Source organism: Fulvivirga sediminis, assembly GCF_016757215.1.
Classification (GTDB): domain Bacteria; phylum Bacteroidota; class Bacteroidia; order Cytophagales; family Cyclobacteriaceae; genus Fulvivirga; species Fulvivirga sediminis.
The window spans coordinates 289,930-315,645 of sequence record NZ_JAESIY010000005.1 but is presented as its reverse complement, the minus strand read 5'-3'; the positions used below and the strand labels follow the sequence as shown (position 1 = coordinate 315,645).

General features: G+C 37.8%; 20 protein-coding genes, 1 pseudogene and 1 CRISPR repeat array. Of the genes and pseudogenes, 20 read left to right on the top strand and 1 reads right to left on the bottom strand.

Annotation, left to right across the window (positions count from 1 at the left end; translation table 11 throughout):
- Positions 1 to 101: 101 nt before the first annotated feature.
- Positions 102 to 1,991, bottom strand: a complete 1,890-nt coding sequence (locus JL102_RS11065) for a tetratricopeptide repeat protein (protein WP_202244460.1) — start codon at positions 1,989 to 1,991, stop codon at positions 102 to 104.
- A gap of 116 nt (positions 1,992 to 2,107) precedes the next feature.
- Between JL102_RS11065 and JL102_RS11060 the strand changes: the two genes are divergently transcribed.
- The 20 genes and pseudogenes from JL102_RS11060 (at position 2,108) to JL102_RS10975 (ending at position 25,430) form a co-directional block, all read left to right on the top strand.
- Positions 2,108 to 2,848: a LytR/AlgR family response regulator transcription factor gene (locus JL102_RS11060; RefSeq protein WP_202244459.1), complete on the top strand. Its 741-nt coding sequence runs from the start codon at positions 2,108 to 2,110 to the stop codon at positions 2,846 to 2,848.
- A gap of 102 nt (positions 2,849 to 2,950) precedes the next feature.
- Positions 2,951 to 3,988: a hypothetical protein gene (locus JL102_RS11055; protein ID WP_202244458.1), complete on the top strand. Its 1,038-nt coding sequence runs from the start codon at positions 2,951 to 2,953 to the stop codon at positions 3,986 to 3,988.
- Positions 3,989 to 4,025: 37 nt separating this feature from the next.
- A complete protein-coding gene (locus JL102_RS11050) occupies positions 4,026 to 6,845 on the top strand; it encodes a hypothetical protein (RefSeq protein ID WP_202244457.1) in 2,820 nt (939 codons plus the stop codon).
- Positions 6,846 to 6,849: 4 nt separating this feature from the next.
- Entirely contained in the window at positions 6,850 to 7,797 is a 948-nt protein-coding gene (cas7d, locus tag JL102_RS11045) for a type I-D CRISPR-associated protein Cas7/Csc2 (RefSeq protein WP_202244456.1), read from the top strand.
- Positions 7,797 to 8,465, top strand: coding sequence for a type I-D CRISPR-associated protein Cas5/Csc1 (cas5d, locus tag JL102_RS11040; protein WP_202244455.1), 669 nt, complete (start codon positions 7,797 to 7,799; stop codon positions 8,463 to 8,465). Before cas7d ends, cas5d begins: the two co-directional genes overlap by 1 nt.
- Complete coding sequence (gene cas3 / locus JL102_RS11035) at positions 8,458 to 10,500, top strand: type I-D CRISPR-associated helicase Cas3' (protein WP_202244454.1); 2,043 nt, start codon at positions 8,458 to 8,460, stop codon at positions 10,498 to 10,500. The genes cas5d and cas3 overlap by 8 nt, the downstream gene beginning before the upstream one ends.
- A gap of 42 nt (positions 10,501 to 10,542) precedes the next feature.
- Positions 10,543 to 11,337 carry a CRISPR-associated endoribonuclease Cas6 gene (gene cas6 / locus JL102_RS11030; RefSeq protein WP_202244453.1) on the top strand — a complete coding sequence of 265 codons (795 nt, stop codon included), beginning with the start codon at positions 10,543 to 10,545 and terminating at the stop codon, positions 11,335 to 11,337.
- An 11-nt stretch (positions 11,338 to 11,348) separates the two neighbouring features.
- Positions 11,349 to 11,849, top strand: a complete 501-nt coding sequence (gene cas4 / locus JL102_RS11025) for a CRISPR-associated protein Cas4 (RefSeq protein WP_202244452.1) — start codon at positions 11,349 to 11,351, stop codon at positions 11,847 to 11,849.
- A 21-nt stretch (positions 11,850 to 11,870) separates the two neighbouring features.
- Positions 11,871 to 12,875 carry a type I-B CRISPR-associated endonuclease Cas1b gene (gene cas1b / locus JL102_RS11020; RefSeq protein WP_202244451.1) on the top strand — a complete coding sequence of 335 codons (1,005 nt, stop codon included), beginning with the start codon at positions 11,871 to 11,873 and terminating at the stop codon, positions 12,873 to 12,875.
- Positions 12,876 to 12,879: 4 nt separating this feature from the next.
- On the top strand, positions 12,880 to 13,140 hold the full coding sequence (cas2, locus tag JL102_RS11015) for a CRISPR-associated endonuclease Cas2 (RefSeq protein ID WP_202244450.1): 261 nt from the start codon (positions 12,880 to 12,882) through the stop codon (positions 13,138 to 13,140).
- A 204-nt stretch (positions 13,141 to 13,344) separates the two neighbouring features.
- A CRISPR array of direct repeats spans positions 13,345 to 16,525; the repeat unit is 30 nt; unit sequence GCCCTAATCGCACCTAAGAGGAATTGAAAT.
- Between the two features lie 289 nt (positions 16,526 to 16,814).
- A complete protein-coding gene (locus JL102_RS24010; RefSeq protein WP_202244449.1) occupies positions 16,815 to 18,728 on the top strand; it encodes a sialate O-acetylesterase in 1,914 nt (637 codons plus the stop codon).
- A gap of 218 nt (positions 18,729 to 18,946) precedes the next feature.
- Positions 18,947 to 19,162: pseudogene (locus tag JL102_RS23805) on the top strand (LamG-like jellyroll fold domain-containing protein); the annotation flags it as partial.
- Positions 19,136 to 20,116: an RHS repeat domain-containing protein gene (locus JL102_RS11005; protein WP_317191637.1), complete on the top strand. Its 981-nt coding sequence runs from the start codon at positions 19,136 to 19,138 to the stop codon at positions 20,114 to 20,116. The pseudogene JL102_RS23805 and the gene JL102_RS11005, both read left to right, overlap by 27 nt.
- On the top strand, positions 20,091 to 20,669 hold the full coding sequence (locus tag JL102_RS11000) for a hypothetical protein (protein ID WP_202244447.1): 579 nt from the start codon (positions 20,091 to 20,093) through the stop codon (positions 20,667 to 20,669). The genes JL102_RS11005 and JL102_RS11000 overlap by 26 nt, the downstream gene beginning before the upstream one ends.
- Before the next feature lie 955 nt (positions 20,670 to 21,624).
- On the top strand, positions 21,625 to 21,771 hold the full coding sequence (locus JL102_RS10995; RefSeq protein WP_202244446.1) for a hypothetical protein: 147 nt from the start codon (positions 21,625 to 21,627) through the stop codon (positions 21,769 to 21,771).
- A 437-nt stretch (positions 21,772 to 22,208) separates the two neighbouring features.
- Positions 22,209 to 22,361 (top strand): hypothetical protein, encoded by a 153-nt coding sequence (locus JL102_RS10990; protein WP_202244445.1) that lies wholly within the window; start codon positions 22,209 to 22,211, stop codon positions 22,359 to 22,361.
- 79 nt (positions 22,362 to 22,440) lie between these two features.
- The gene (locus JL102_RS10985) at positions 22,441 to 23,730 is read left to right on the top strand and encodes a hypothetical protein (RefSeq protein WP_202244444.1); all 1,290 of its coding nucleotides are present in this window, start codon (positions 22,441 to 22,443) and stop codon (positions 23,728 to 23,730) included.
- A 400-nt stretch (positions 23,731 to 24,130) separates the two neighbouring features.
- Complete coding sequence (locus JL102_RS23800) at positions 24,131 to 24,259, top strand: hypothetical protein (protein ID WP_262896858.1); 129 nt, start codon at positions 24,131 to 24,133, stop codon at positions 24,257 to 24,259.
- A 14-nt stretch (positions 24,260 to 24,273) separates the two neighbouring features.
- Positions 24,274 to 24,645 carry a lipocalin family protein gene (locus JL102_RS10980; RefSeq protein WP_202244443.1) on the top strand — a complete coding sequence of 124 codons (372 nt, stop codon included), beginning with the start codon at positions 24,274 to 24,276 and terminating at the stop codon, positions 24,643 to 24,645.
- Between the two features lie 314 nt (positions 24,646 to 24,959).
- Complete coding sequence (locus tag JL102_RS10975) at positions 24,960 to 25,430, top strand: hypothetical protein (protein ID WP_202244442.1); 471 nt, start codon at positions 24,960 to 24,962, stop codon at positions 25,428 to 25,430.
- The last annotated feature ends 286 nt before the right edge of the window (positions 25,431 to 25,716 follow it).

Below are 25,716 nucleotides of genomic sequence, written 5' to 3'. Positions count from 1 at the left end.
GGGCTATCTAAAAAGCAACTTGTATGTCAGATGGAGGTCTCTTGAAATCTTAATTATCTTAGATAGGAAGACATTTCAAGTCACAATCACTAACTAAGTTACTACTCTTGAGATAGCCCTTTTTTTATGAATTTTATTTTAAAGTCGGAGGAGCCATTTTCTCCATAACTGTAATCAGCCCGGAGTTGCTTTCCTAATAGTTTTATGATTTCACTGCCTTCTCCTTTGCGTCCGGTGTCATTGCTAAAGCCATAGCCCTGGTCTCTTATCTCCAATGTTATTTCATTATTGATTTCAGATAGCATAAATTCTAGTGTAAGGTGTCCTTGATCGTCCTTTCCATATTTAATGGCATTAGTAATTATCTCATTTACTATGAGCGCTAGCGGATTACATTGTTTTTCATGAATGTTAACTTGCTGCATATTATTGATTATAGTATAGTCATCCGCTTTTAGTCCTACGGCCAGGCATAGGCTTTCGCAGATATGTAATATATAATTATCAAAAGCGATCCATTTACTGTTAGATTGAGTAGGGTTTCCGAGCAATCTATATACCGAATTAAGTATATCTACCTGACTTTTAATCTTTTTGAAAGCATTTAGCTCAGTAGTAGTGGTTAATTTCATTTCTTGTAAAATGATGAGACTACTGAAAATGGAAAGTAAATTATTGGTTCTGTGATTAAGCTCTTTAAACTGAATTTTGGCTTTTTTTGCTTCTCTGGAACGAAACCAGGCATATAGTAGCATGCAGAATAAAGTAATGAGTATGAAGGTGGCAATCCATCGATAAGTGGTTTTATCTTGTTTCCGTTGCAGTGCTTCTAATTCAAAAGCCTTTTTCCATTCGTTGACACTAAAAGCAACTTCATATCTGCTGACAAGCTGCTGCTTTTGTTCGTTAATCAATGAATCTTTTAGTTCTATAAGTAATTCTGCCAGTTCTAATGCTTTCTGTGATTGACCCTGAGCAGCAAAAGCCTTGTGTTTTACATCACTAAAATCATAAACTAAGTTAAGAGGTACAGATATGCTACTTAGTATGGAGTCTGCTTGAGAGATATAGAAAGCAGTGCTATCGTTATCACCCGATAATGTATTGAGCCTGATTAGTTCAATGTAATATTTAAAAATAGAAGCACCTGAGCCGGATTTATTTCGCAAATTATATGATAAGTGTAGATAATGTTTTGCAGAGTCATACTTTTCTAAGGCGATATAACTTAATCCAAGGTTGAGCAATGTGGTAGCCTGTCTGGCGCCTTTAGGTTTTAATGCCAAACTCTTTTGGTAATATAAAATGGCACTATCAGATGCTTCCTCGTCGTGATAATAATTGCCAATGTTGTTATATATTTTGGCTACATGTTGCTTGTCATCGAGTTCATGAGCTATGGTCAGTGATTTTTGAAAATAGGTCAAAGGCGAATTGCTGCCTGAATTTCTAAGTGTAGTGGCTAAAATGTTATAGCCATTCATAAGATCAGGTTTTGATTTGAGCCGCTCTAATATTTTAATGCCATTGTGAAGGTTTACCATGGCGGAGTCATACAAATCAATTTTTTTATAGGCCAATGCTATATTAATTAACGTCTGAGCATATAGTGTGTCCTGGTTATGTTTTTGGTAAATATCAATAGCCTGTAAATAAAGGGGCAGTGCTTCACCATATCGCTGCTGATTAAGAAGAGAACTAGCCAGATTACTAATGCATTTTCCCTCATTTATGAGGTTGTGTTCTCTCTTAGAGGCATTTATACAGGAAATAAAAGCGGAATCAGCAAGAGTATATTTCTTTTCAAGTAATAAAGAAATTCCTAGCTTTTTTAAGCTGTCGCTAGATAAAGTGTTATCAAGGGTAGGTTTTTCTGTTGGAATTAAATCGTTTCCTTGCGTCTCACTAATACAAAAAATAAAGAGGAGCAAGACCATTAAAATGCCTCTTATTTGGTTTTTAAATGTACATAATTGGCGTTGCCTATACATGAGAAGTGTTGCTTGATATGCAATATTAATTTAATAATTATATCTTTATATATAGCTTTTGCACCTTAGAAGGTGATTTTTTGCATTAAGAATACTTTAAAATAGTTGGCTAGGTGATGATGAAAATAATGATAGTTGAAGATAATCCATTGATAGCTTTTAACTTATCTAAAAGCATAAAGCAGTTTGGCGATTACGATATACTCACTTATGATTCCGGAGAAGAGGCTATTAGGAATTTTGATAATGACTCTCCAAATGTGGTTTTTATGGATATCAAATTAGCCGGTGACTTAGACGGAATCAGCACGGCCAATATTCTACAGCAAAAAGCCAGAGTGCCTATTATCTTTCTTACCGATTATGCGGATCCTGAAGTGATGAGGCGGGTTTCTTATCTGGAAGTGGTCAACTTTTTGATGAAACCCTTTGATGATGCTCTTATTATAAAAAGCCTTGATAAAGCGCTTTCTATAGTAGAAAATAGCACTGTTTCTACTAAAAAAGTGATGGAAAACACTAATGATCTTTTTATTCATGAGAAGGAGGGGAGGTTCAAAAAATTATCACTTAATGATATTATTTATCTGGAAGCTGATGGTTCTTATTGTACCATACATTGTGTGGAAGGTACAATCTCATCGATACCCAAAAACATGAAGACCATTTATGAGAATGTCATAAAGGCTGCTTCTTCACCCGAGAAATTTGTCAAGGTACATAAATCTTATGTCATTAATACTGACTGCGTAAACTACATTCAGGGAAATCAATTAGTGCTAAAAAATGGCCATAAGGTAGATATAGGAAAGACTTATCGACCTCTGATAAAAGAGATATTTAACATAGTATCTTAAAAACGCGCTTTCACAAAGTAATTCCTGCCTTTCACAAAACAGAATTTTTCCCGCCTTATCGAATACTCATATTGCCTTCATAATTAATGAAATGAAGATAATATGGCTGATCAAAGTTATCCTGTCCAAGTCTGTCTTAAGTTATTGGAAGAGCTGGCTATTAAGCATGGATATAAATTTACTGGAGGAGGTCTCCATAAATTAGTAATAGACGGAAAGATTGAAAATGTAAAGGAGAAATATTTAAAAAATACTTTCTATGAATGTAGGAATGCTCAAAAACTAGATCCTCAAGCTACTAAATCTTTCCGAATTGAAAACATAGATGCCATAGCCAAATCAGCTGGTTATGATGACATGAAAGATTTTCTGAGCAAGCATAACCTTTATGCTTCTTCAGATCCATTTGAGGTTAAACTGAGTAATAAATTACTAACTGACTTTAATCCTAAAGAATCAAGCGAATGGCTAGATAAATACATGCTGGGAGCACGGTTTTTACCTGCTTTATTAGGTCTTATTCCTTTGGTGATATGGATTTATTTCTCAGCCCTGAAGGATACTCAGGAAACTCCCACGCTCTATGTCATTGGCTTGTTCATTTGTGTGGCGCTTGCCTGGGGGCTCAGTGCCTGGCTAGCCACATTAGGTAAAAAGTGGGAAAAGAAAATCTTTTTTGCCGAAGGGCAAAAAGGCTTTCCTACTGCTTATATGATGCTCTATGGTGCCACTTCTAAATATTCTGAAGATCAGAAGATAAAGTATAGAGATAAGCTTATCCGGTATTTTGATATTGAAATGCCTACCAAATTAGAAGAACAGGAGAATGAGGCCCTGGCAGTTCAAAAATTAAATCAGGCATCTTATCAGCTTAAAAATGTGGTGAAATCAGTGGTCATTCGTTCGGCTCTAATCCGATATGGCTTTTTAAGAAATCTCATTCCATCTGCCTGGCTGGCCATAATTCTAAGTCTGCCAGCATTAGCGTATGCCTGGTGGCATGCAGATATACTATTGCTTTCAATCTTATCCATCTATGCATTTGCCGCAGCTTGTTACTGCATGTTTTATGAAGACTCTGTGCGGAAATCATCGGAGGCCTATGGCCGATACCTGATTGATGAGTTTATGAGCAGGTAATTTATTCTATACATGATGCTTTACTAAAGGTTAAAAAATGAAATATCAATTAATAGAAAACTATTTTGAAACCGAGCTTTTTCAAAATGTAGTGCGCGAATATTTTGATACCGTACTGGCTAAGTTAATCGGTCGACACACTACTACTTCAGCTAAAGGGCTGTTTATTGTAGATGGTAAACAGTGGGCAGATTATTACGATATGCCTTACCATGTACATATTCTTACCGGTCTTATTCCTGCGCTTTTTCTTTATGAAAAGTATATGCAGGAGCGCGGTTATGACTCAGATAATGAGGCTGATCTTTATCTGAGGGTGTTCATTTTAGGCTTTTCTTTTCATGATAGCAATAAGCTGTTACATGCACAGCAAACCTCTGATCGGTCAGATCTTGAAGTAGGGGTTTCTCAGCTAGATGAGCATGTGGCGGAATTAGCAGTGTATGAATTTCTGCATTCTTTTGATCAGCATAAAAGTAATGTCTACTATCTGGCTCTTGCAGCTGAAGATGGTAGCTGGGTTGCATCTGAAGATTACCCCATAACGCTCAATAGAGATGAAATAGTGGGTGTGCAGAGGAAACTCGCGCACTTGGCTGATGGCATAGCTTCTATACAAAATGAAAATCTTGAGAGCATAGAAAGGTTACATGATAGTATTAGCCGCAAGCTTCGAGGCATTCAGGCTATAGTGCCTATGTCTGTATCCTTTATTAAGGTGAGGCATAATCCTTATACACTATTAAGTCAGAATCTTTTACAGGTTGCCAGAAAGGTGCTGCTCAAGAACGGTAAAAAGGTGATTTTGGCTCTGCGAGAGGGTTTCGTGTTTTGGGGTGAACCCGTAACTGAAGCGGAGTATGCGGCCATAGAAAAGGAATATGAGCAGGGTAGCGTGGAGGATATCAAGTTTGTAGAGCTCACTAATGTTGATGCGCAAAGGTGCACTTTCGGCTTCATCGGCTCTGCACCGTTTACTTATGAAGTTTTGGATGAAGTGACTGATGTGATGAAGAACCGTTTTCTGGCTTTATCTCCTAATACACCTGCTAAAATTGAAGATTTTGATGCATTTGTAACCTTTAGCAAGCAGCTGGTGGCGGCTTATGGATTGCCGCTAGAATGTAAGGATGACAATGGCCGTTTGTTAATTAATTACTTTGAGACTTTTGATGATGGTGAGGATGAGCTTTTTATGAAAGTTTATAACCTTCATAAAATACAGTGGCTAAATACAAAAGAAAATTCAGAGTGGAATAAAGATTTTAAAAAGTGGACAGAGGAGCAAAGAGAATTGCCCAAAATCATAGTGCTAAAAGACACCGGAGAGGAGGTAAGCACCATACCAGCCTTACTTCAATTCATATCTGATAAGGTAAATAGTACCAATGCTCTGTATAAAACCTATCTCAATTTTATAAAAACATGGTTAGCCATTCGGGAGCAGGATGATGTTGATGAGTATTTGGAAGACCTTCAGAATAGCATAATTAATCATTTTGAGTCTCAGGAAAAGAAAGACTCCGTAAAGCAGCAGATTTTTCTAAAATACTTTGAATGTCCCGGGCATGTAAACCTTCAGTTTTTAAATGATTATTCTCCGGAAGTGCCTATTAAAAAGGAAATGTGTGCATTTACCGGTACAGCGGGTACGGTTCCTTATAAAGCAGTGGTTGCTTTTGGTATGAAAGCCAGAGGGTTTAGTAATCGTACCGTTACTTCACTGAGCAATAAAACAAGTCACATTTCATCACTTTTTGCTGAGGAAAATAAGCTGAGAGCCTCCATGTTTTCCACAGGAGATGCTAACCTTATGATTTATCATGATTTTTTCGAAGCACGCTTAGACATTGATCGTGATATAGTGACTAGCTGTGTGAAGGCTAAAGATGAACTAAGCGTTTTGGAAGATGGCGTTATTCAGTTTGATAAGAATGCTAAATTCCATTATAACCTATATAATCTTGACTTTATACAATTAGCCCCTAAGGTAGAACCCACCTTTTTTCTTGTAAGAAAGTGCCTGCGGCTAGTGCAGCATATGGGGTTGCGTACCTACATATCAGGTATTATGACTCCTTACACTCCTCACAGGGCTGTTTTTCATTTTGATAATGCACCTCGTTTTCTAAAACTTTTAGAGTGGGATAGCATACGCCTTATTCATGTAGAAGAAGTGCTAGATGAAATGTATTTGGTGTTGCGCTTTGGTAAAGACAGGATAGAAAGCAACCTGTTGAAAATAGCTCAGAGCAGGAGTGCCTACTTTAAACTCTACTACCTCTTAGGGGATGAGGATCAGAATAAAATATTTGACTCACTTCAAAAATTCTATAAAAAATATCCACAAAAATTTAAAGGAATGACAGTAACAGAACAGCTAGTGAAACTGGCAATAAAGATTGATGTTGGTTTCAGAAGTGGTGCAGAAGAAACCTGGATGATTCGCACCGCCATGGAGTATTTGCGAAAATATCACAAACAAGGTAGTACCAGAGAGGATATCATCCAAAAGATATGCGGCGAAATATATCGCAAATTAAGACTACAAAAGCATGATAATATGGAGGTCATCAAAGACTTCGCTACTGCGGTTTATGATGATCTTTTTATTAAAGATTGGAAAGGAAGTATCCCTCCTGTCAATGTAGAGAAAGATTGGATCTATCAGTTCGCCTTTCTATTCAAAGAACATTCATTAAGCTTCATGAGAGAAAATACAGCTCGAAAAGTATATCAACAACTGGTAGATAAGGATCAGGAGGTAAATGAAGAAAACGTGAAATCTCTTTTGTCTAAAAACAGTCAAAAATATGTGCATGAGTACATGAATTTAATTTCAAATCTTAAAAACTAATACTATGAAGACCATATATGATTTAATACCTGAAAAATTTTTTACTACCAGCCTTAAGGATAATGCTCTGGGCTCTATCAAGATCGCAGTATTAAGAGAGGTGATTGGTAATGCCATCATCCGTAGTAATTACCCTGATGAGACTATCACCTTTAAACTTTCTGAAATGCGGGATGTAGTGGAAGTGCCAGCGAGAAAGCTGAAAAGCAGAGAAAAACTGTTGGGCTTAAAGTTATGTCGTGAATTTGGGGTAGTAGACAAAGAGCTAAGGTATAATGTGATTAAGAAAAGTCAGCAATTGGCTAACCCTAATTCTGTGCTTTTTGGAGATAGCGTTACCGAAAGTGGAGACTCCGTAGCATTAACCAGCCGGGTGATATATGATTGGGCCTATTCACTGAGAGATATTAATCAGATTACCGCTACCCTGCAGCATAATGCCTTGAGTGAAGGCGGCACAATGTGGAATGAGGAGGAAGGCAAGTTAAGGCAATCTCTCTTTCAGGTACAATATGTGAAGCCAGGCACCTACCTGCCTCATTTTATTACCTTAGAAAATGTAACCCCAGAGCTTTTTGTGCACCTTTTGTTATGCGTGATGAACGAGACCCGCTACTTTGCTCAAAGCACTACTACCAGTACCGCTAATGTTAAAAATCATATCCTAGGTGTCGGTTTTGCGGATTTTGAACAACCCGTTAACAGCTATAGCATCTCTAAAAATTGGAATAATGATGATGTTAACTATGAAACCACTTCAGCCAGCATAGATGCGGCCATGACTAAAGCTTATGGCGAGCAAGGTTATGTGAAAGGAGAGAAGCTCGTCTCTTTGGTCAATGAGCTGTGGCAAGATAAAGAAGGTATGAATGCACTCTACGCCAAAGCACATGCCGACTGTGAGCAATACCTTAAAGATATTCACATAGTGAAGGCCAAAGGAGGTAAGTAATGGAGGCTCAGGTAATAAGGTTATCTCTGATGAGTCATCTCTTCTATTTTACTGAAGTGTCAGGGGGAAGTACCTCAGCAGCCGTAACCGGTGATTTTCTGGGAGATTTAGCGCTAAACTATGCTATAAGAAATGCCTTGGGGCAAAGAGATTATACGCATAGAAAAAAGCCAGAGTATGCAGAGATAGCTGATTTTGGCTTCTATTGTACCGTGGCGAGACCCGTTTCGAACCATGAAAAGACAGAAGCCTATATCCAAAATACCCTTTTTAATGTAGATGGCTACATTGATGTAAAGGCTATTGAAAATTCAGGCAAGTCGCCATTTAAGAACTTCAGACAAGTGCAGGGAATTCGGTTGGGGTCAGAGTTTGAGGCTCTGGTACTTTCAGAAAAGCCCATAGCGTTGCCTCCGGTTATACGTATGGGCAGGGCCCTGGAAACTATGGTAGTAATAGAGAAAGCGGAGGAAAGTAGAGCGCAGGATTTCTGGTTAAATGCATTTTCGCTTAAAACCGTTTTTAATAATCTCAATATTGCCACAGCGCTCATGCTGGAGAAAGATAAGGTGAACTTCTCCTTCTTGCTAGAGAATTACAACCTGATCAAGCAAATGAATAAGGAAGACGTTCTGGAAATTTTTAAGCCAGTATTTAATCATGGATAGCTTTAAAATAAATATTAAGCCTCAGTATGTAAAACAAACTGATGAGGTAGAAATGATTAACGGTAATGAATGTGCTTTACATGAAGTGCAGAAGCGCATAAAACTTGATTTCGGTAAACTTCCTGAATTTACAATCATAACCGCACCTACTGGCACAGGCAAGAGTTATGCCTTTCCGTTCCCTGTTCTTAATGCTAAAAAGGCTAAGCAGGGTATAGGAGGTAGTGCCAGAGTAAGAGGGTTGATTGTTTTGCCCACCAATGCGCTAATCAGGGAGCTTACCGCTAGTTTCACGAAGACCTATCCGCAAATAAAAACCCGGCAGCTTACAGGTTCGGAATTGTCTAAAGAAGGAGTGAAAGGTCATGGAAGATGGAAAAAAGCACTTGAAATAGTGGAAGATAGTGATCTGATCATTACTAATCCGGATATTATCAATTTTGCCATGCATGGAGGCTATCATCAGTTATCTAGAACTAGCCAGACAGGATCTACTCGCTTTTCTCAGTTTATGAGTTTATTGAGTTACATAGTTTTTGATGAATACCACTTGTATGACGAAGCACAGATAGCCAATATTCTCACTATGGTGAAAATTAGAGAAATGTTTTTGCCACATTTCGATCCTGCTAAGTCTACAGGAAGTAGCATTCGTTTTCTTTTTGTTTCAGCCACGCCAGAAGAAGGTTTAAAGCAATTGCTCCAAGAAAATGGCTATGCATTTGAAGAAATTATAGAAGAGATAGTGTCAGACCCAAATGAATCCAGGCCTATACACGGAGAGCTAGAGGTGGAGTTTGTTGATTCTGATGATATGACTAGGTTAATAGAGGAGAAACTGCCCGAACTAAAAGAAGTGCTGAAAGAGCAGCGGGTATTATTGATTTTAGATCAGCTTCGGCATGTTCAGGAATTGGCGGATTATCTGAAAGGTGAGTTACCAGAGTATGAAATATATCAAAGCACGGGTTATGTGGCTGAGGGTGAGCCCGAACAGGAATATATCAAAGCGGCTAATCTCATATTGGCTACCAACAAGGCCGAGGTAGGGGTCAATTATGATGTGACCTACTGTATAATGCAGCCAGGGAAGTATTTCCAGAATTTTGTTCAGCGTTTTGGCAGGGTTTCCAGAGGCGATTTAGAGGGTAAGGTGGTCATGTGTACAGATAGAAAGTATTACCGCTTGCAAGAAAAACTAAGTGAATCTAAGGAATGGTCTTACTATGATTTTCTTGCAGTAATGAAAGATGAACTCCAGGGCAGAAAGTTTTATACTGAAAGGGTTCCACTTTATCTGGGCGAATATTTATGGTGTATTAAAAACAGCATTATCAGATATCAGGATTATGATATTTATAAATACATGACCAGAAAGAAAAATGAGTTGGATAACTATGATGATGTATCTAAAGCACGATATAACCTGTTTGAATCAATCGATCAAAAGATCAACAGCTTGGTTAAGGAGTCGCTTAAGCTATCATCGGTTCCTTATAATGAAAAAGGGTGGAAGGCTCAGAAATTATATGAGAAATTAGAACAGAGGGCTCCCCGAGCGTGGCAATGGGTCAGCTGGTGGAGAAATTATATTAACACTTACCTCACCTTTAGAGAAGGAGGGATGGTGGTTAAAATCCATGATCGTGTGCAGCAAAAGGAATTGGAATATTCCTTAGACTGGATACTTCAGCATAAAATAATTGATGACATAGAAGTACTTCAGGAAGAGCCTTATAAAATAATCCGTTACACGGTGAGTAACCTTAAAGAGAGGGATAAAGATTTGCAATATGAGGTGAGTACTGTTCCTAATCAAGGTATGCATGAGAATAATTTTCTTAGTTATAAAGAGGTTTTTGATCTCAAAAGATCCTTTGAAAGAGCCGCTAAAGGAGTTTATGATAAGCTTAGGCGTGGAGGCACAGAATGTACTCAAATAGAACTGGCTAAGCTAGTGAAATTACTTGCTGTAACTTTTGATAGAAAGCGCCTTCACATTGTAGATATTAAATCTGAAGACAGGTTTATTTAAAGGCTACATCAGCACATTTATTACCATTAAATATTATCGATAATGAGACTTCAAATAACATTTAGTTTGGGTGAAGGCGAGCCTTTTTTGCCTGTTAATTACCAATATTATATAAGTAGCTGGATTTATAAATCAATAGCTGCAGGCAATGCAAAATACGCTGAATTTCTTCATGATAAGGGGTATGGAGAACGGAACAAATTCTATAAATTTTTCAATTTCAGTGCTCTAGATATTCGTCCTTATTACTTACATAAAGATAAAGGCCTATTTGAGCTTTTGGGTAATCATGCTTCTATAGAAATAGGCTTCCTGCTACCAGAGGCCGCTGAGCACTTTATAAATGGCATTAATAAGGCAAATGACACTTTGAATATCTCAGGTTCGGGTTATAAGCTAGCATTAAAGGTAAGTGAAATTAGAGTTGTACCACCTCCTTTAATGATGGGCACAATGACTTATAAGCTCATTTCTCCATGTTGTGTTACTCGGCCAGCTCATCAGGGAGAAAGGTATACCCAATTCTTAGCACCTCAAGATAAAGCCTTTAAAGAGAAGTTAATGAATAACCTCAAGCTGAGGCACAAAAAAGCAACAGAAGTTTTGAGTGTGGTAGGTGAATCCAGTTCGCAGGAGCCAGACATTAACATCGAAATAATAAGGGTAAATCATAGATCTAAACTTATATCTGTTAAACAAATTGATGGTAAAAATATAAAAATAAGAGGCTGGCTTTTTAGTTGTAATGTTAGCGCCAGTACAGAGGTGCAAGAGCTGATATGGAGCACAGGCCTGGGAGAGAAAGGGAGTATGGGTTTTGGTATGGTGACCGTGTAAACTATATCTAAATGATAATTACGGCTACGCATATCAACTACTATCATATTTGCCATCGTAAATTATGGCTTTTTAGTAGAGGAATACAAATGGAGCATACTTCTGAAGTGGTGGAAGAGGCAAAGCTTATTCATGAGAGTAGCTATCCGCAAAGAGCTTCTAAATATACAGAACTGGATTTGGGTGTAGCTAAAATTGACTTTTATGATGAGAAGAATAAGGTGGTTCATGAAATAAAGAAGAGCCGAAAAATGGAGACTGCTCATCAGTGGCAGGTAAAATATTACCTGTTATTATTACGTAGAGCAGGAGTGCCAGAGGCTACAGCTATTCTGGAATACCCTACCTTAAAGAAGACTATGGAAGTGTTTCTTTCTGATGATGATGTCCATTATTTAGAAGAAGTAGAGCACGAAATAGAACAAATTACCCGTCAGGAGAAGGTACCTGAGAAGATAAATAAGTCCTTTTGTAAAAAGTGTAGTTATTATGATCTGTGTTGGGTAGAGTAATGAGTATTAATTTTATAATAAATGAAAAAGACATACTACCTCTTTAATCCCGGCAGACTCAGTAGAAAAGATAATACGCTGAAGTTTACTCCGGTAGATGATAATGGGAAAGAGTTAATGCCTAAATATATTCCTGTTGAAAATGTTTCGGATCTATACTTATATGGCAGTTTAGATGCTAATTCCGCATTGTATAACTTTTTAGGGAAGAGCAGGATAAACGTCCATTTTTTTGATTACTATGAGCATTATACAGGTAGCTTTTATGCCAAAGAATATTTACAGGCTGGCAAGTTACAGGTAGAGCAAACCCGGCATTATTTATCTAATAAAAAGCGTCTCGAAATAGCCAGGCCGCTAATCAAAGGAGCTGCGCATAATATGCTTCGTAATTTGAAGTATTATCAAAATAGAGGTAAAAATACTACTCCGACTATTGATACTATAGAGCAGTGGATCTCAGATATTGATCAAAGTCAGGCGATAGATCAGTTAATGGGTATTGAAGGGAATATCAGACAGTGCTACTATATTGGTATTGATGAGATTTTGAAAGATTTGAAAATGGAGGGCAGGAGTAAGCAACCTCCAAAAAATGAAGTCAATAGTCTGATCAGTTTTGGCAATATGATTTGCTACACCATTTGTCTTGATCAGATTTATCATACGCAGTTAAACCCTACCATCAGCTTTTTGCATGAACCAGGGGCTCGTAGGTTTAGTTTAGCCTTAGATATTGCAGAAATATTTAAGCCATTGTTAGTCGATAGGGTCATTTTCTCACTTCTGAATAAACAGCAGCTCAAGGCTGATGATTTTCATGATGGAACGGGTAGAATTACCCTGAAGGAAAAAGGCAAGAAGGTTTTCTTAAAAGCTTGGGAAGACCGGCTTAACCAAACCATAAAACACCGCAGTTTGGGGAGGCATGTAAGCTATAAGCATCTCATTAAATTAGAATGCTACAAGCTTTGTAATCATTTAATTGGAGCGAAAGAGTATCAACCTTTTAAGGCCTGGTGGTAAAATTATGTATGTTATTTTAGTATATGATATGAACCAAAAGCGAGTAGCGAAGATGTTGAAACTGTGCCGACGCTATTTGCATTGGATCCAAAATTCTGTATTTGAAGGCGAGCTTACAGGAGTTCAGCTGAAATCATTAAAAATAGAGGCCAAAGAAATTATGAGGGGTGATGATAGCTTGATACTTTTTAAAAGTAAAGATGAAAGATGGCTTGAAAAGGAGGTAGTGGGAGAAGAAAAAAATAAGATTGATAACTTCTTATAGTCGTCGGTCTCTAAGCTTGGGAGAGGAAGGATCAAATGACTTTCATGTTGCTTGGTTTAATTGTTTGATTATTAATTGTTTACGGTGTCGTCGATCCCTGGGGTAAATTATACTATCGGGGGTCGACGACATTTTGGTGAAAAAGTTTTTTGAAATGTTGTTTTAAACGCCATTTCGCCTGTATTTTATGATTAAACGGGCGGGGCCCTAATCGCACCTAAGAGGAATTGAAATTCTTTTGATCTTCAGTCAGTTCAGGAAAAAGAGTAATGCCCTAATCGCACCTAAGAGGAATTGAAATTGATTATTATTTTTTCTTCTTTATTGGTGTTTTGCCGCCCTAATCGCACCTAAGAGGAATTGAAATCTGGCAATTTGTGATGAGCTATCGAAGTGTATCGAGCCCTAATCGCACCTAAGAGGAATTGAAATTTCTATGACCGTAAAGGTTTTTGGACTGCACTTGGCCCTAATCGCACCTAAGAGGAATTGAAATTCTTCAATCTTTCGCCTTAGCTCTAAAACTTCCTGTTGCCCTAATCGCACCTAAGAGGAATTGAAATTGTTTCGTCTTCATTTGATAAGTCATCAAGATCAAACGCCCTAATCGCACCTAAGAGGAATTGAAATGAGAAAATAAAGGTACAGTTGAGATGGTAAAGTCTCTTGCCCTAATCGCACCTAAGAGGAATTGAAATGAGAAAATAAAGGTACAGTTGAGATGGTAAAGTCTCTTGCCCTAATCGCACCTAAGAGGAATTGAAATTTATCTGAAAACTTCAACTCATAATCATCAACTTTAGCCCTAATCGCACCTAAGAGGAATTGAAATAGTCCAGTTTTGTTTGATCTTGATGACTTATCAAAGCCCTAATCGCACCTAAGAGGAATTGAAATTTATCTGAAAACTTCAACTCATAATCATCAACTTTAGCCCTAATCGCACCGAAGAGGAATTGAAATGAGAGTAGGTATCTTGAAAATCTGATACTTTATATTAAGCCCGAATCGCACCTAAGAGGAATTGAAATGAGAGTAGGTATCTTGAAAATCAGATACTTTATATTAAGCCCTAATCGCACCTAAGAGGAATTGAAATCGACATAAATTACTGTATTCGAGACTGTGAAATTAGCCCTAATCGCACCTAAGAGGAATTGAAATAAAACAGCAAAACTATCAGGTTTTACTCGGGAAAACAGCCCTAATCGCACCTAAGAGGAATTGAAATATATCGTTCTTTCGCTGCCTACTGCAATTATTGTAGCCCTAATCGCACCTAAGAGGAATTGAAATAACAATATAACTTACAATTCTTATGATATACCTCCGCCCTAATCGCACCTAAGAGGAATTGAAATTTCTTCAAGGTCAAGAGGTAACTTTTAATAGTGAGCCCTAATCGCACCTAAGAGGAATTGAAATCTAAAAAACTTCATACATCTAATAAATGAAAGTGATTGCCCTAATCGCACCTAAGAGGAATTGAAATACATTAGGCAATGTATTGATTGGAAATGGATCCAGTGCCCTAATCGCACCTAAGAGGAATTGAAATGACTTTCTAAATAAGGAATTTTAAACGTATCGTGGCCCTAATCGCACCTAAGAGGAATTGAAATCCAATTTTGATAGCTCGCTTTCTAAGTGATTCAATTGCCCTAATCGCACCTAAGAGGAATTGAAATTTAGGGCATTGAGTTAGAAACGGTAACTGTCTTTTAGCCCTAATCGCACCTAAGAGGAATTGAAATATATGTAGTGCCTTGTTTATCTTTTTAAGGGCTTTTGCCCTAATCGCACCTAAGAGGAATTGAAATTTTTCCCTGAGACAACATGCAAGGCTTTTCTAGTACATGCCCTAATCGCACCTAAGAGGAATTGAAATTTTTTTACTTTTGATCTTTGGTATTTAGTTAATTCTATGCCCTAATCGCACCTAAGAGGAATTGAAATATATTAGCGTTATTTACACCCTCTACACGGGTCCACTGCCCTAATCGCACCTAAGAGGAATTGAAATTCTGTTTAATAAACTCCTCGCACACGAGGTCAAGAAGCCCTAATCGCACCTAAGAGGAATTGAAATTCATCATTCAAAATCTTAAATAAAAGTTCTAAATCTGGCCCTAATCGCACCTAAGAGGAATTGAAATAATACTGTTGATATTATGGAAAAGATTAAAGATGTTGCCCTAATCGCACCTAAGAGGAATTGAAATTGCGCATTTCCGTGGCTTAAAACGCTTCCTATGAGCCCTAATCGCACCTAAGAGGAATTGAAATAGGTCTTAATTTCCAATTACCTCTTTTCTTTACTGCCCTAATCGCACCTAAGAGGAATTGAAATCTAATACTACCTAATACACTATTCCTCATTGCTTGCCCTAATCGCACCTAAGAGGAATTGAAATCTAATACTACCTAATACACTATTCCTCATTGCTTGCCCTAATCGCACCTAAGAGGAATTGAAATATTTCTCTTAGATGTATTAAATATTTTGCTAGTTGCCCTAATCGCACCTAAGAGGAATTGAAATTAAGCAACTGCACGATATTAAGTTTGAGAATGCCTAGCCCTAATCGCACCTAAGAGGAATTGAAATCTGAAAGACGACCACATGTTTTAACTAAACCTCCTGCCCTAATCGCACCTAAGAGGAATTGAAATCTAATTTTGAAAGGTCGTCCCCGGCCTGAGCTTTGGGCCCTAATCGCACCTAAGAGGAATTGAAATGGGTATAGCTAGATCTTTTGCAGAATGGCCGTATCCGGGCCCTAATCGCACCTAAGAGGAATTGAAATGAATTATAGTACCAAGATAGCGGTTTATATTTTAGCCCTAATCGCACCTAAGAGGAATTGAAATTGATTCTAATAGCTCATCATCAGTACGGTTTCTGGCCCTAATCGCACCTAAGAGGAATTGAAATTGATTCTAATAGCTCATCATCAGTACGGTTTCTGGCCCTAATCGCACCTAAGAGGAATTGAAATTATTCTAAGGGTGTATGGAAAGCAGTTAGAAATAGCCCTAATCGCACCTAAGAGGAATTGAAATAGCTATGGTTGGAGTGACTTTTGGTGAAAGCCCTAATCGCACCTAAGAGGAATTGAAATTAGAAGCATAAATAATAACATACATATAATTAAATTTGCCCTAATCGCACCTAAGAGGAATTGAAATACAACATAGAAGCAAATGGAAATACATCCTATTTGCCCTAATCGCACCTAAGAGGAATTGAAATTTGTGATGAAAGTCGTGTACAATAGTCTCTAGCTTGCCCTAATCGCACCTAAGAGGAATTGAAATTGGTCAAATGTTGATAATGAGACCTTTTCCGCAAAGGGCCCTAATCGAACCTAAGAGGAATGGCTTCCAACCCAAAGCAGCGCTTAAAAGCGAGAGGGCTTCTCGTTTATGATAAAGCTTGGAACAAAAATCTTATATGCAACATATGTTGTTTAAAAAGTCTCATTTCTGGCATTTATGCCCCTCTAATAGATTTATCTTAACAACAAATTCAACACTAAACTCAAAATTTATGATTAAGCCATTATCAACATCCTGATAAAAGCAATAGCCAAAATACACTGCTATTATTTATAAAATGAAACTCGCTTAGTTGGCAATTTTAAATCTTAAAATACTTTAAAATCATTAATCTCATGAACCTAAACCCAATAAAAATTTTTACCCTCTTGGTATTGCTCACTGTTTTTACAAGTGCTCAATCGCAAGATCCTAATTTCCATATTTATCTCTGTTTTGGTCAGTCTAATATGGAAGGTCAGGGGGCTATTGAGAATCAAGATCGTCAGGTAGATTCACGCTTTCGGGTGATGGAAGCTGTTAACTGCCCTAACCTCGGGAGAAGTATGGGGTCATGGTACACGGCGGTGCCTCCGCTCTGTAGATGCTATACTGGCCTTTCTCCTGCTGATAATTTCGGAAAAACAATGATAGCTAACCTGCCTTCAAATGTAAAGGTGGGGGTAGTGCATGTAGCTGTTGCAGGATGTAAAATTGAACTTTTTGATAAGAATAATTATCAGTCATATTTAGCTACAGCTCCTGATTGGTTAAGAAATATTGCCAATGAATATGGTGGTAATCCTTATGGTAGATTAGTTAGCTTGGCAAAACAAGCTCAAAGAGATGGTGTGATTAAAGGTATTTTGCTGCACCAAGGAGAGTCTAATGCAGGAGACAATCAGTGGCCTAATAAAGTGAGAGCTATTTATAATAACCTGATGAATGATCTTAACCTAAACCCTGCCAACGTTCCCATTTTAGCAGGAGAAGTGGTAAATGCGGATCAAGGCGGAGCTGCGGCAGGTGCTAACTCACTCATTGCACGACTTCCTCAAGTGATTTCAAACGCACATGTTATTTCTTCTAGTGGGTGTACTGCAGTGTCAGACAGGTTGCATTTTACCTCAGCAGGGTACCGTGAACTAGGGAGGAGGTATGCTGTAAAGATGCTTTCATTGTTAGGAGATACCCCTAACCCTCCATCAGGAGAAGCTATATGGTTAGAAGCAGAGTGCGGAACGGTAGGATCTCTTTGGAATACTACCAATGATGCTAATGCTTCTAATAATAAATATGTAAGTGTACAGCCAGGACTTAATAGTCTGGATGCGGCGCCGGCAGCAAATGGACAGATCAGCTATAATTTCACTGTAAGTCAAAGCGGTAGTTACAACCTATGGGCGCGTACCATCACCCCTAATGCTGATGATGACTCTTTTTGGGTAAGTGTAGATGGCGGCTCATGGTTCATGTGGAATGGTATAGGGCCTTTTAGTAGTTGGACATGGGCGCAAGTGCAGCCTTATACCCTAAGTGCAGGTAACCACACTTTGCGAATTGCTTACCGTGAAGATGGTGCTTTATTGGATAAACTGGTATTTACCGCGGGTTCGGCTCCTTCCGGAGCAGGTTCGGCTGCTAGTAACTGTGGAGGTTCCGGAGGTCAAACCATTATAGTAAGAGCGCAGGGTACCAATGGTAGCGAACAGATTCGCTTATCTGTAAATGGTACTGCCGTGCAAACTTGGACCTTAAATACTGCGATGAGTAACTATACCGCAACTACATCATTGTCAGGAAATATCAATGTAGAGTTTATTAATGACAATGAATCAAGAGATGTAAGGGTTGACTATATTCAGGTCAATGGAAATACACTGCAGGCAGAAAATATGGCTACTAATACTGGTGTTTGGCAAAACGATGCTTGCGGAGGGCAATATAGTGAGTGGCTACACTGTAACGGCTACATTACTTTTGGATCTACAGCTAGTTTAGCTAGAGAAAGTGCTGAAGCCCTAAGTGCCGAAATAGATGGCCTCTCGATCTACCCTAACCCAACCGAAGATGTTCTTTCTATAACCTTACCAAGCACACCGGAAGAGGGGAATCTGAGTATTTATGACATGAATGGCACGCTACTTAAAAAAGTAAATGTGGAGAAAGGCTACAATGAAATAAATATGAAAGATTTTAAATCTGGCACCTACATTATAAAAATGAGATTGGATAAAGAAGTTATTTCCAAAAAGATAATAAGGAAATAAATAAGAGGAGGCTGTTTTTATATGATTTTAATGATAGACTCTTTTTATTAGTCGACCATAGAAAAGCATCTAAATAATTGAGCTTAGATCTTTAGGTCATAAATGATATAATTCAATGTTTAAAGTAAAACCCCGAATAGAGCTATGCTCTTTTTGGGGTTTTTTGATTGGTTATATTTAGGTATAATCGATTCTGAGACTACCTATCTGCGAATGACCTCATCCTTGATGATTGGTACCAACTCACCATGGTGCGTGAAGGCGGAGACCTTAAACTATATGTAAACGGCGTGTATGACGGTGGCATTTATATAGACCCCACTACCAGGCTGAACATTACCAACCGCCCTATATACATAGGCCGACTGGGAGTAGACGGCTACAACACCGCCGCCATTTTTGATGACATAAAAATCTATAACTACGCCCTAACCTCTAACCAGATATGGCAAACCTATAAAGGCAAAACCCTGGAAGAAATAGAGCAAGAAGCCACCGAGCACCGCATAGCCCTTACGCATTATGACTATGGGTTTAGGATCTATAATCCGGCTATTGGACGATTCCTCTCTGTGGATCCGCTTACAGCTTCTTATCCCTGGTATACTCCGTATCAATTTGCTGGGAATATGCCCATTTGGGCTATAGACCTTGACGGACTAGAAGAACTAATAGTTACAACTTCATTTGAAGATGGGTTTGACATCGAATTAGAAGTAATTCATGACGATGAAGTCTTAAGTCAAGTTTGGGAATCCATACAGAAACCCGAACTAAAAGAAAAAGCGGCAGTTTTCTTTGTTGTCGGTGACCATATGAGAAACGGTGGTATTGGACAGGGGCATACGAACACTCTTTCAGGTAAAACAATTGAACAATACAGGTATTATTTAAAGAACAGAAATAACCCAAATTTATCACCTGCATGGGTAGATTATGGAGGGAAGTTGGAAAAAAGGTTTGAGAAATATGCCATTAATATCGAACTTATTCGGGAGCAAATTTTAGATGGGAAAAGTCAAATCCATTTTGTTGCCTTGGAAGGACAACAAGCTATGAGTGGTGTAGATTGGAATTTAGAATCAATTGTTCATGAAATTTTGATTCATTTGCAAGAGCATATTGTAGATGGTAAGGGTGATGGAGATTATGGTGTCGAGGATCATATGACTGCTAATGATTATGAAAAGTTGACTGAGGATCAAAAAAAGATAATAGATAGTGGGTCTTCAATTTCAGGTTCTGAAGCCCCAGAAGGTTCTCTAGCTCGCAAAATTTATGATGATGTTTCGAATGCACTTGATGGCGGGGAATACAAGAAAGACTATGAAAGTAAAACTAAATGGGTCAAGAAATTTTATAATGAAAGAAAGAAGAAAGATAATTAGAGGATGGATCTGCCTTGGTTCTTTGGTTGTAATTTCTTGTGGAGTATTGAACCAGAACAACAAATTTAGAAACAATCGAGGAGATTTTGGTTCATTAATTGAAAAGCACAAATTGTATAATGTAAAATCCGGACTGCTCTTTACAGGTCTGAAATCAGATACATTATGTGTGATTCAATATTTTAAGGAACACAATAATATTGAGGTAATACCAATTGCAAAACTTGGGGACAAGAAAACTAAATTTACACAAAACGGAACGGATTACTATGAACAAGAGCGTGGTGTGTTGGTATCAGGCCATAAAGGTTTATTAGTTTTAGATTCCGATACGATCTACGTTATTGAACAAAATATGGTATGTCCAGATCACAATAGAGTTTCTAATTACGCTGATGTCAAAATTGATTCACTAGGTAGGAAGTTTTATTATTCAAAATCCAAAGGGCTGTATAAGGTTGATTATTATGATGATCAACTTGAAGAATGTATGGAAATGACTTGGTTTTATAAAGAGGGTGATTTTTTTAACCATATATGGGTTAAGATTTAATCCCGCAGTCGCTCGGCTCTTGCCGTGTGACGACTATTTCTGAGGCCTCTGGCCGGTAAGGTAGAGATGCATTGGGATACGTATAGTTAGAGTCAGGTTATGTCAGGCCTTTCTCTACGTTTTCGGTATTTAGAATCAGGGCATTTAGTGCAATATCGGCCAGAGGCCTAAAACATAATAATCACTCGGCTGTAGCCAAGCGATTCCCCGCAGTCGCTCGGCTCTGCCGTGTGACGACTATTACTGAGGCCTCTGGCCGGTAAGGTATAGATGCATTGGGATAAGTATAGTTAGAGTCAGGTTATGTCAGGCCTTTCTCTACGTTTTCGGTATTTAGAATCAGGGCATTTAGTGCAATATCGGCCAGAGGCCTAAAGCATAATAATCACTCGGCTGTAGCCAAGCGATTGTTTTACCCCCGCACTGGTCGTAGGTTAAGCGGAGCGGTCCTGCGACCTATCATATGCTCGGAATGAGATAAGCAGATGTCTGAACCCCCCCCACTGGTCGTAGGTTAAGCGGAGCGGTCCTGCGACCTATCATATGCTCGGAATGAGATAAGCAGATGTCTGAACCCCCCCCACTGGTCGTAGGTTAAGCGGAGCGGTCCTGCGACCTATCATATGCTCGGAATGAGATAAGCAGATGCCTAAGACTACAATACACAGTCAGTATTTCATGAATGCAAGCTAGTGCTTTAAGAAAAGATGTATTTAATATTAGCCCCTGTGGTTCTGCGTATGTCCGTAGCCGTTGGTGCGCTGTTTTTAATGCGTGCCATCTAGTCCGCTAACCTGGGAAGGAATGATGAAAATTATTGATGATCAAAGTCCTTGTTGTTCCGCATATGTTTATATTAAACTGGTCACGCGTTTTGAAAACGCGCGCCAACGGGGGAAAATATATACAATAGGGGGTACAATAAGTGATGCTCTAACAGGTGATGAGATATATTATGAAATTTTTAGGGTTGTCTTCTGGGGGACAAGGAGTTTTAAATGTTTACTCTAAATCAAATCAAGCATTAGATGCGGTTTTGAATACAACTTCTGGTGTTCAAGGAACAATAAAATACATTGAAGAAACAGGAGATAATAAATAAATGTGAAAATAGTTCTCTTTTATACTTTAATAATTGGTGTCTTTGTTTTTGCTTATTATATGGGAAGATTTTTATCAGTGATGTTACACCCTAATTCTGTTACCGATGATAATCCATATCCATATGCTAGAGGTTATGGAGCTTTAATAGCTATGTTATTAATGTTACTTATCTTATTTATAAAAGACGTTCTTTTCTAGAAATTGCACCCACTGGTCGTAGGTTAAGCGGAGCGGTCCAACGACCTACCATGATCTATGCTCGGAATAAGATAAGCAGATGTCTGAGGCTACAATACACAGGCAGTATTTCATGAATACAAGTTAGTTCTTAAAGAAAGGAGTTTGAGCGGACGCTCAAGCAATATATGGATCGTAGCAGATGCTACGGCCAGTTGTGAGTGGATAATTGGAAGTGTATAAAAGAAAGGTACGTTTATGAAAACTACCTTTAAGGAAAATGGTGATGTGTTAGGCGAAAAGAAAATTAAGCTTGAAAATGATGCCATTAGCATAAGAGAGGAGGAATGCTCCGTAGGGTTACTCTATTTTAATGGCACCGAATTCATTTGGATTCATCAGGGTGATTAAGTAATAAATGATTCAATTCAATCAGTTAAATGATATTTTTTCGTTAAAATTGGAATTTATCTTTAACCAAAATTTTTAAATGTTATATCCCAACACAATCATAAGGCTATTAATTGTTTGCTTAGCAGCATGTCTGTTATCCTGTGGAGATGATGATCCTTTAATTTCTGATGAACCTCAAATTGAAAATCCCATTGATAGTGTGTTGGTTTCTATAAAGGTTCAAGGTGATAACCTTGCCGAAGGTATGCGTGGTTTTGTATTTCTCTCGGATGTAACTGGTAGCCTTATAGCCTCTACCGAATATTCAAATGGAGATAGTGTAGTTTTGTATTCCTCTCAATTCGAGGGTAGTGAGTTTTACTTATCCCAAGGCTTACTTTACAATAATGGGGAAGAATTGGAAATTATAACTTATACAAAAGTTAATAAAGGCAGAAAATGGGTTCTATACAAGGTTTATACGAGTGAGGAATCTGAATATCCTTACCGGGCAGACTTGAAATTTCAAAATGCAAAAGAGGGCACTAGCTATAGAGTAAGTGCTCATGATCAATCTATTTCTTACTTTGGAGTGAATGTGGAAAATGGTTATAATACAGATTTGAAAACTAACCCTTCTGATATTTATATTGTAGCATCTAATGATCAGGATCAATTTGTAAAATACGGTGTTTTTACTGAAATCACAGAAGGCGATAATCTTGTAGATCTTGGATTGGTGAATAATGATATAGTTTCCAAAACATTAGCTATACCGGAGTCTTTAAATATGGCAACAATTGGAATTAGAGCCTATCCGAATAGCTTTAATTCAGGATTCTATGTTTGCTTTAGAGATCAGTTTACCGATGAGGGATTTAATATATCTTATCCTAAAGAAGGATTCTCAGATTACTACACTCAAGTTTATTATGAGAATGATAAATTTGAATATGGGCAAAGAACATATGGAGAAGATGGTATTTATATTGGCACAATGAATTATGATTACGATCTTATGTATGATGGAGAAGTTATTAAATATTCTGTTTCTGGCGATCTAGATTTCATGATTTTTGATATTGAAAAGGAAAATGTTTATCACACCTGGTTGGTGCCATTTGGGGAGGGAAAGGTGGTTTCACTCGAATTGCCGCAGGAGTTGACAAACTTTGATGCCTCACTTGACCAGCCTGAGTATATTAATTTTCGTAATATCCTTGATATTCATACTTATTCAGAGTGGCTTGATTTTATTAGTAAATCCGATAATAACCTTATGGATATTTTTGAATTAGGTGTAAATTTTCAGGAGTTATCGATTAAAGAAGAAAACTCAGGGGGAAAATTAAGTAATAGAAGGGGGAAGCTCCCAATAATTCTCTGATTCAATATCAAATCACCTCTTCCAAGCCTCGAAGAGGTAATACAACTTTAAAAGTAAGGTCTTATAGATAACCCCTAGTTCCCGCCATGCTTTGCATGGTGGTTTCTCTCGACCTGGTCGTAGGTTGAACGGAGCTGCCCTACGACCTACTATGAACAAGAGCATTTGCTCGGAATAAGATAAGCGGATGTCTACTGCCACAATGCACAGGCAGTATTTCATGAATACAAGTTTGTACATAAAAAAGGAATTTGAGCGGGTGCTCAAGCTATGAATGGATCGTAGCGGATGCTACGACCAGTTGTGAGAAAATGCGAGGAATTATGCAAAATCTCTAAAAGATAAATATGAAGACGCCAACATTCGAATTCTTCCGCAATCTGATAAGGGCAATTATCTAGTGATAGCAGAAGATTATAGTATTCATGATTTTACAGATGCCCTTGAATTGAGAGAGGTTGCTAAAGAAGAGGGGATTGAAGATGCTTGGATACTAACCGTTCCGGAAAAAGATATTGAAAATTCATAGGTGATAAATTAATAATGAGACAAAATTTAATAATTGTAACCTGTTGTATGATTTTAATTTCATGCAACAATAATAAAAGTAAAGAAGTTGTTGGAAATTGGTATTTGAAAAAAGTTATCAACTTAAAAACTAATGAAGACGTTATCCAAGAAGGATGTCAGTATTTTTTTTTAAAAGAAGATAATACTTTCGAGACTAAAGGCTTCATTTCTAAGAATGGCAGTTGGAGTAAAGATGGGGATAAATTAATTTTAAATTATAAAACTGGTTCTAAAGAAGAAATCGAGATCAAATCTTTGTCCGATGAAGATTTGATTCTATATCATCCTAAGAGTAAGACAATAGAGTTAAGTTTTGATAAAGAAAAATCGAATTTATGTGATTAGCTCCACCCGCAGCCGCTCCATCTGGCAATAGGTTAAGCGGAGCGGTCCTACGACCTACCATGTACAAGAGCATATGCTCGGAATGAGATAAGCGGATGTCTGAAGCCACAATGCTTAGTCAGTATTTCATGAATATAAGTTTGTACGTAAAGAAAGGAATTTGAGCGGACGCTCAAGCAAAGTGTGGAGTAGTCTTAAAAAACAAGGAGTAAAATTACCTGACTTAACAGAGGATTTTTATAAGAAGACATTTAGAAAAATGGCTAAAGACTTTTATTTCAAGGTTACCGGCAAGAACAAGGCTGATCAATAATATGAAAAAGAAACGAAGACAAAATATTTTATGGATCCTGATAATTACATGCGGCATAGTTATTATATTTTTTTTTGATCGGACAACTCTGAAGGATAACTTAATATCTATTTCAGGTATATTGAGAGAAAAACCAATAGAAAAAATATATGGTGGTGATGTGCCTAGATATAATTACATATTCAAGATTTATCGAAATAATTATCGTTTTAAGCTCAGTGGTTGTGCCTACAAAATGATAGATAGAGATGAAATTTTAAGTTGGGGTGAAGGCGACAGTATTACTTTTTATTTGGAAGAAGTAAATCCTTTAATAAAAAATCGAGAGGTATATGGTATTAGTTGGTACAATAAAGAGATTTTGAGCATATCCTCATTTAACTCTTGTGAAAGACGTGATACTACTTTGCTTTTATTGGTTTTGATAGGGTTAAATGTTTATTTAATATATAGATTTTTAATGGCTCGGTAGTCCCTCTGCAATCCCCCGCAGTCGCTCGGCCCCCACTGGTCGTAGGTTGAACGGAGCTGCCCTACGATTAGGCAAGTATTCTTTTTTCTGTCCTCCTTGTAAACGTCGTAGGTTAAGCGCAGCGGTCCTACGACCTGCCATAATCAAGAGCATTTGCTCGGAATGAGATAAGCAGATGTCTACTGCAACAATGCACAGACAGTATTTCATGAATACAAGTTTGTGCATAAAGAAATTTGAGCGGACGCTCAAGCAATATATGGATCCTAGCGGATGCTACGGCCAA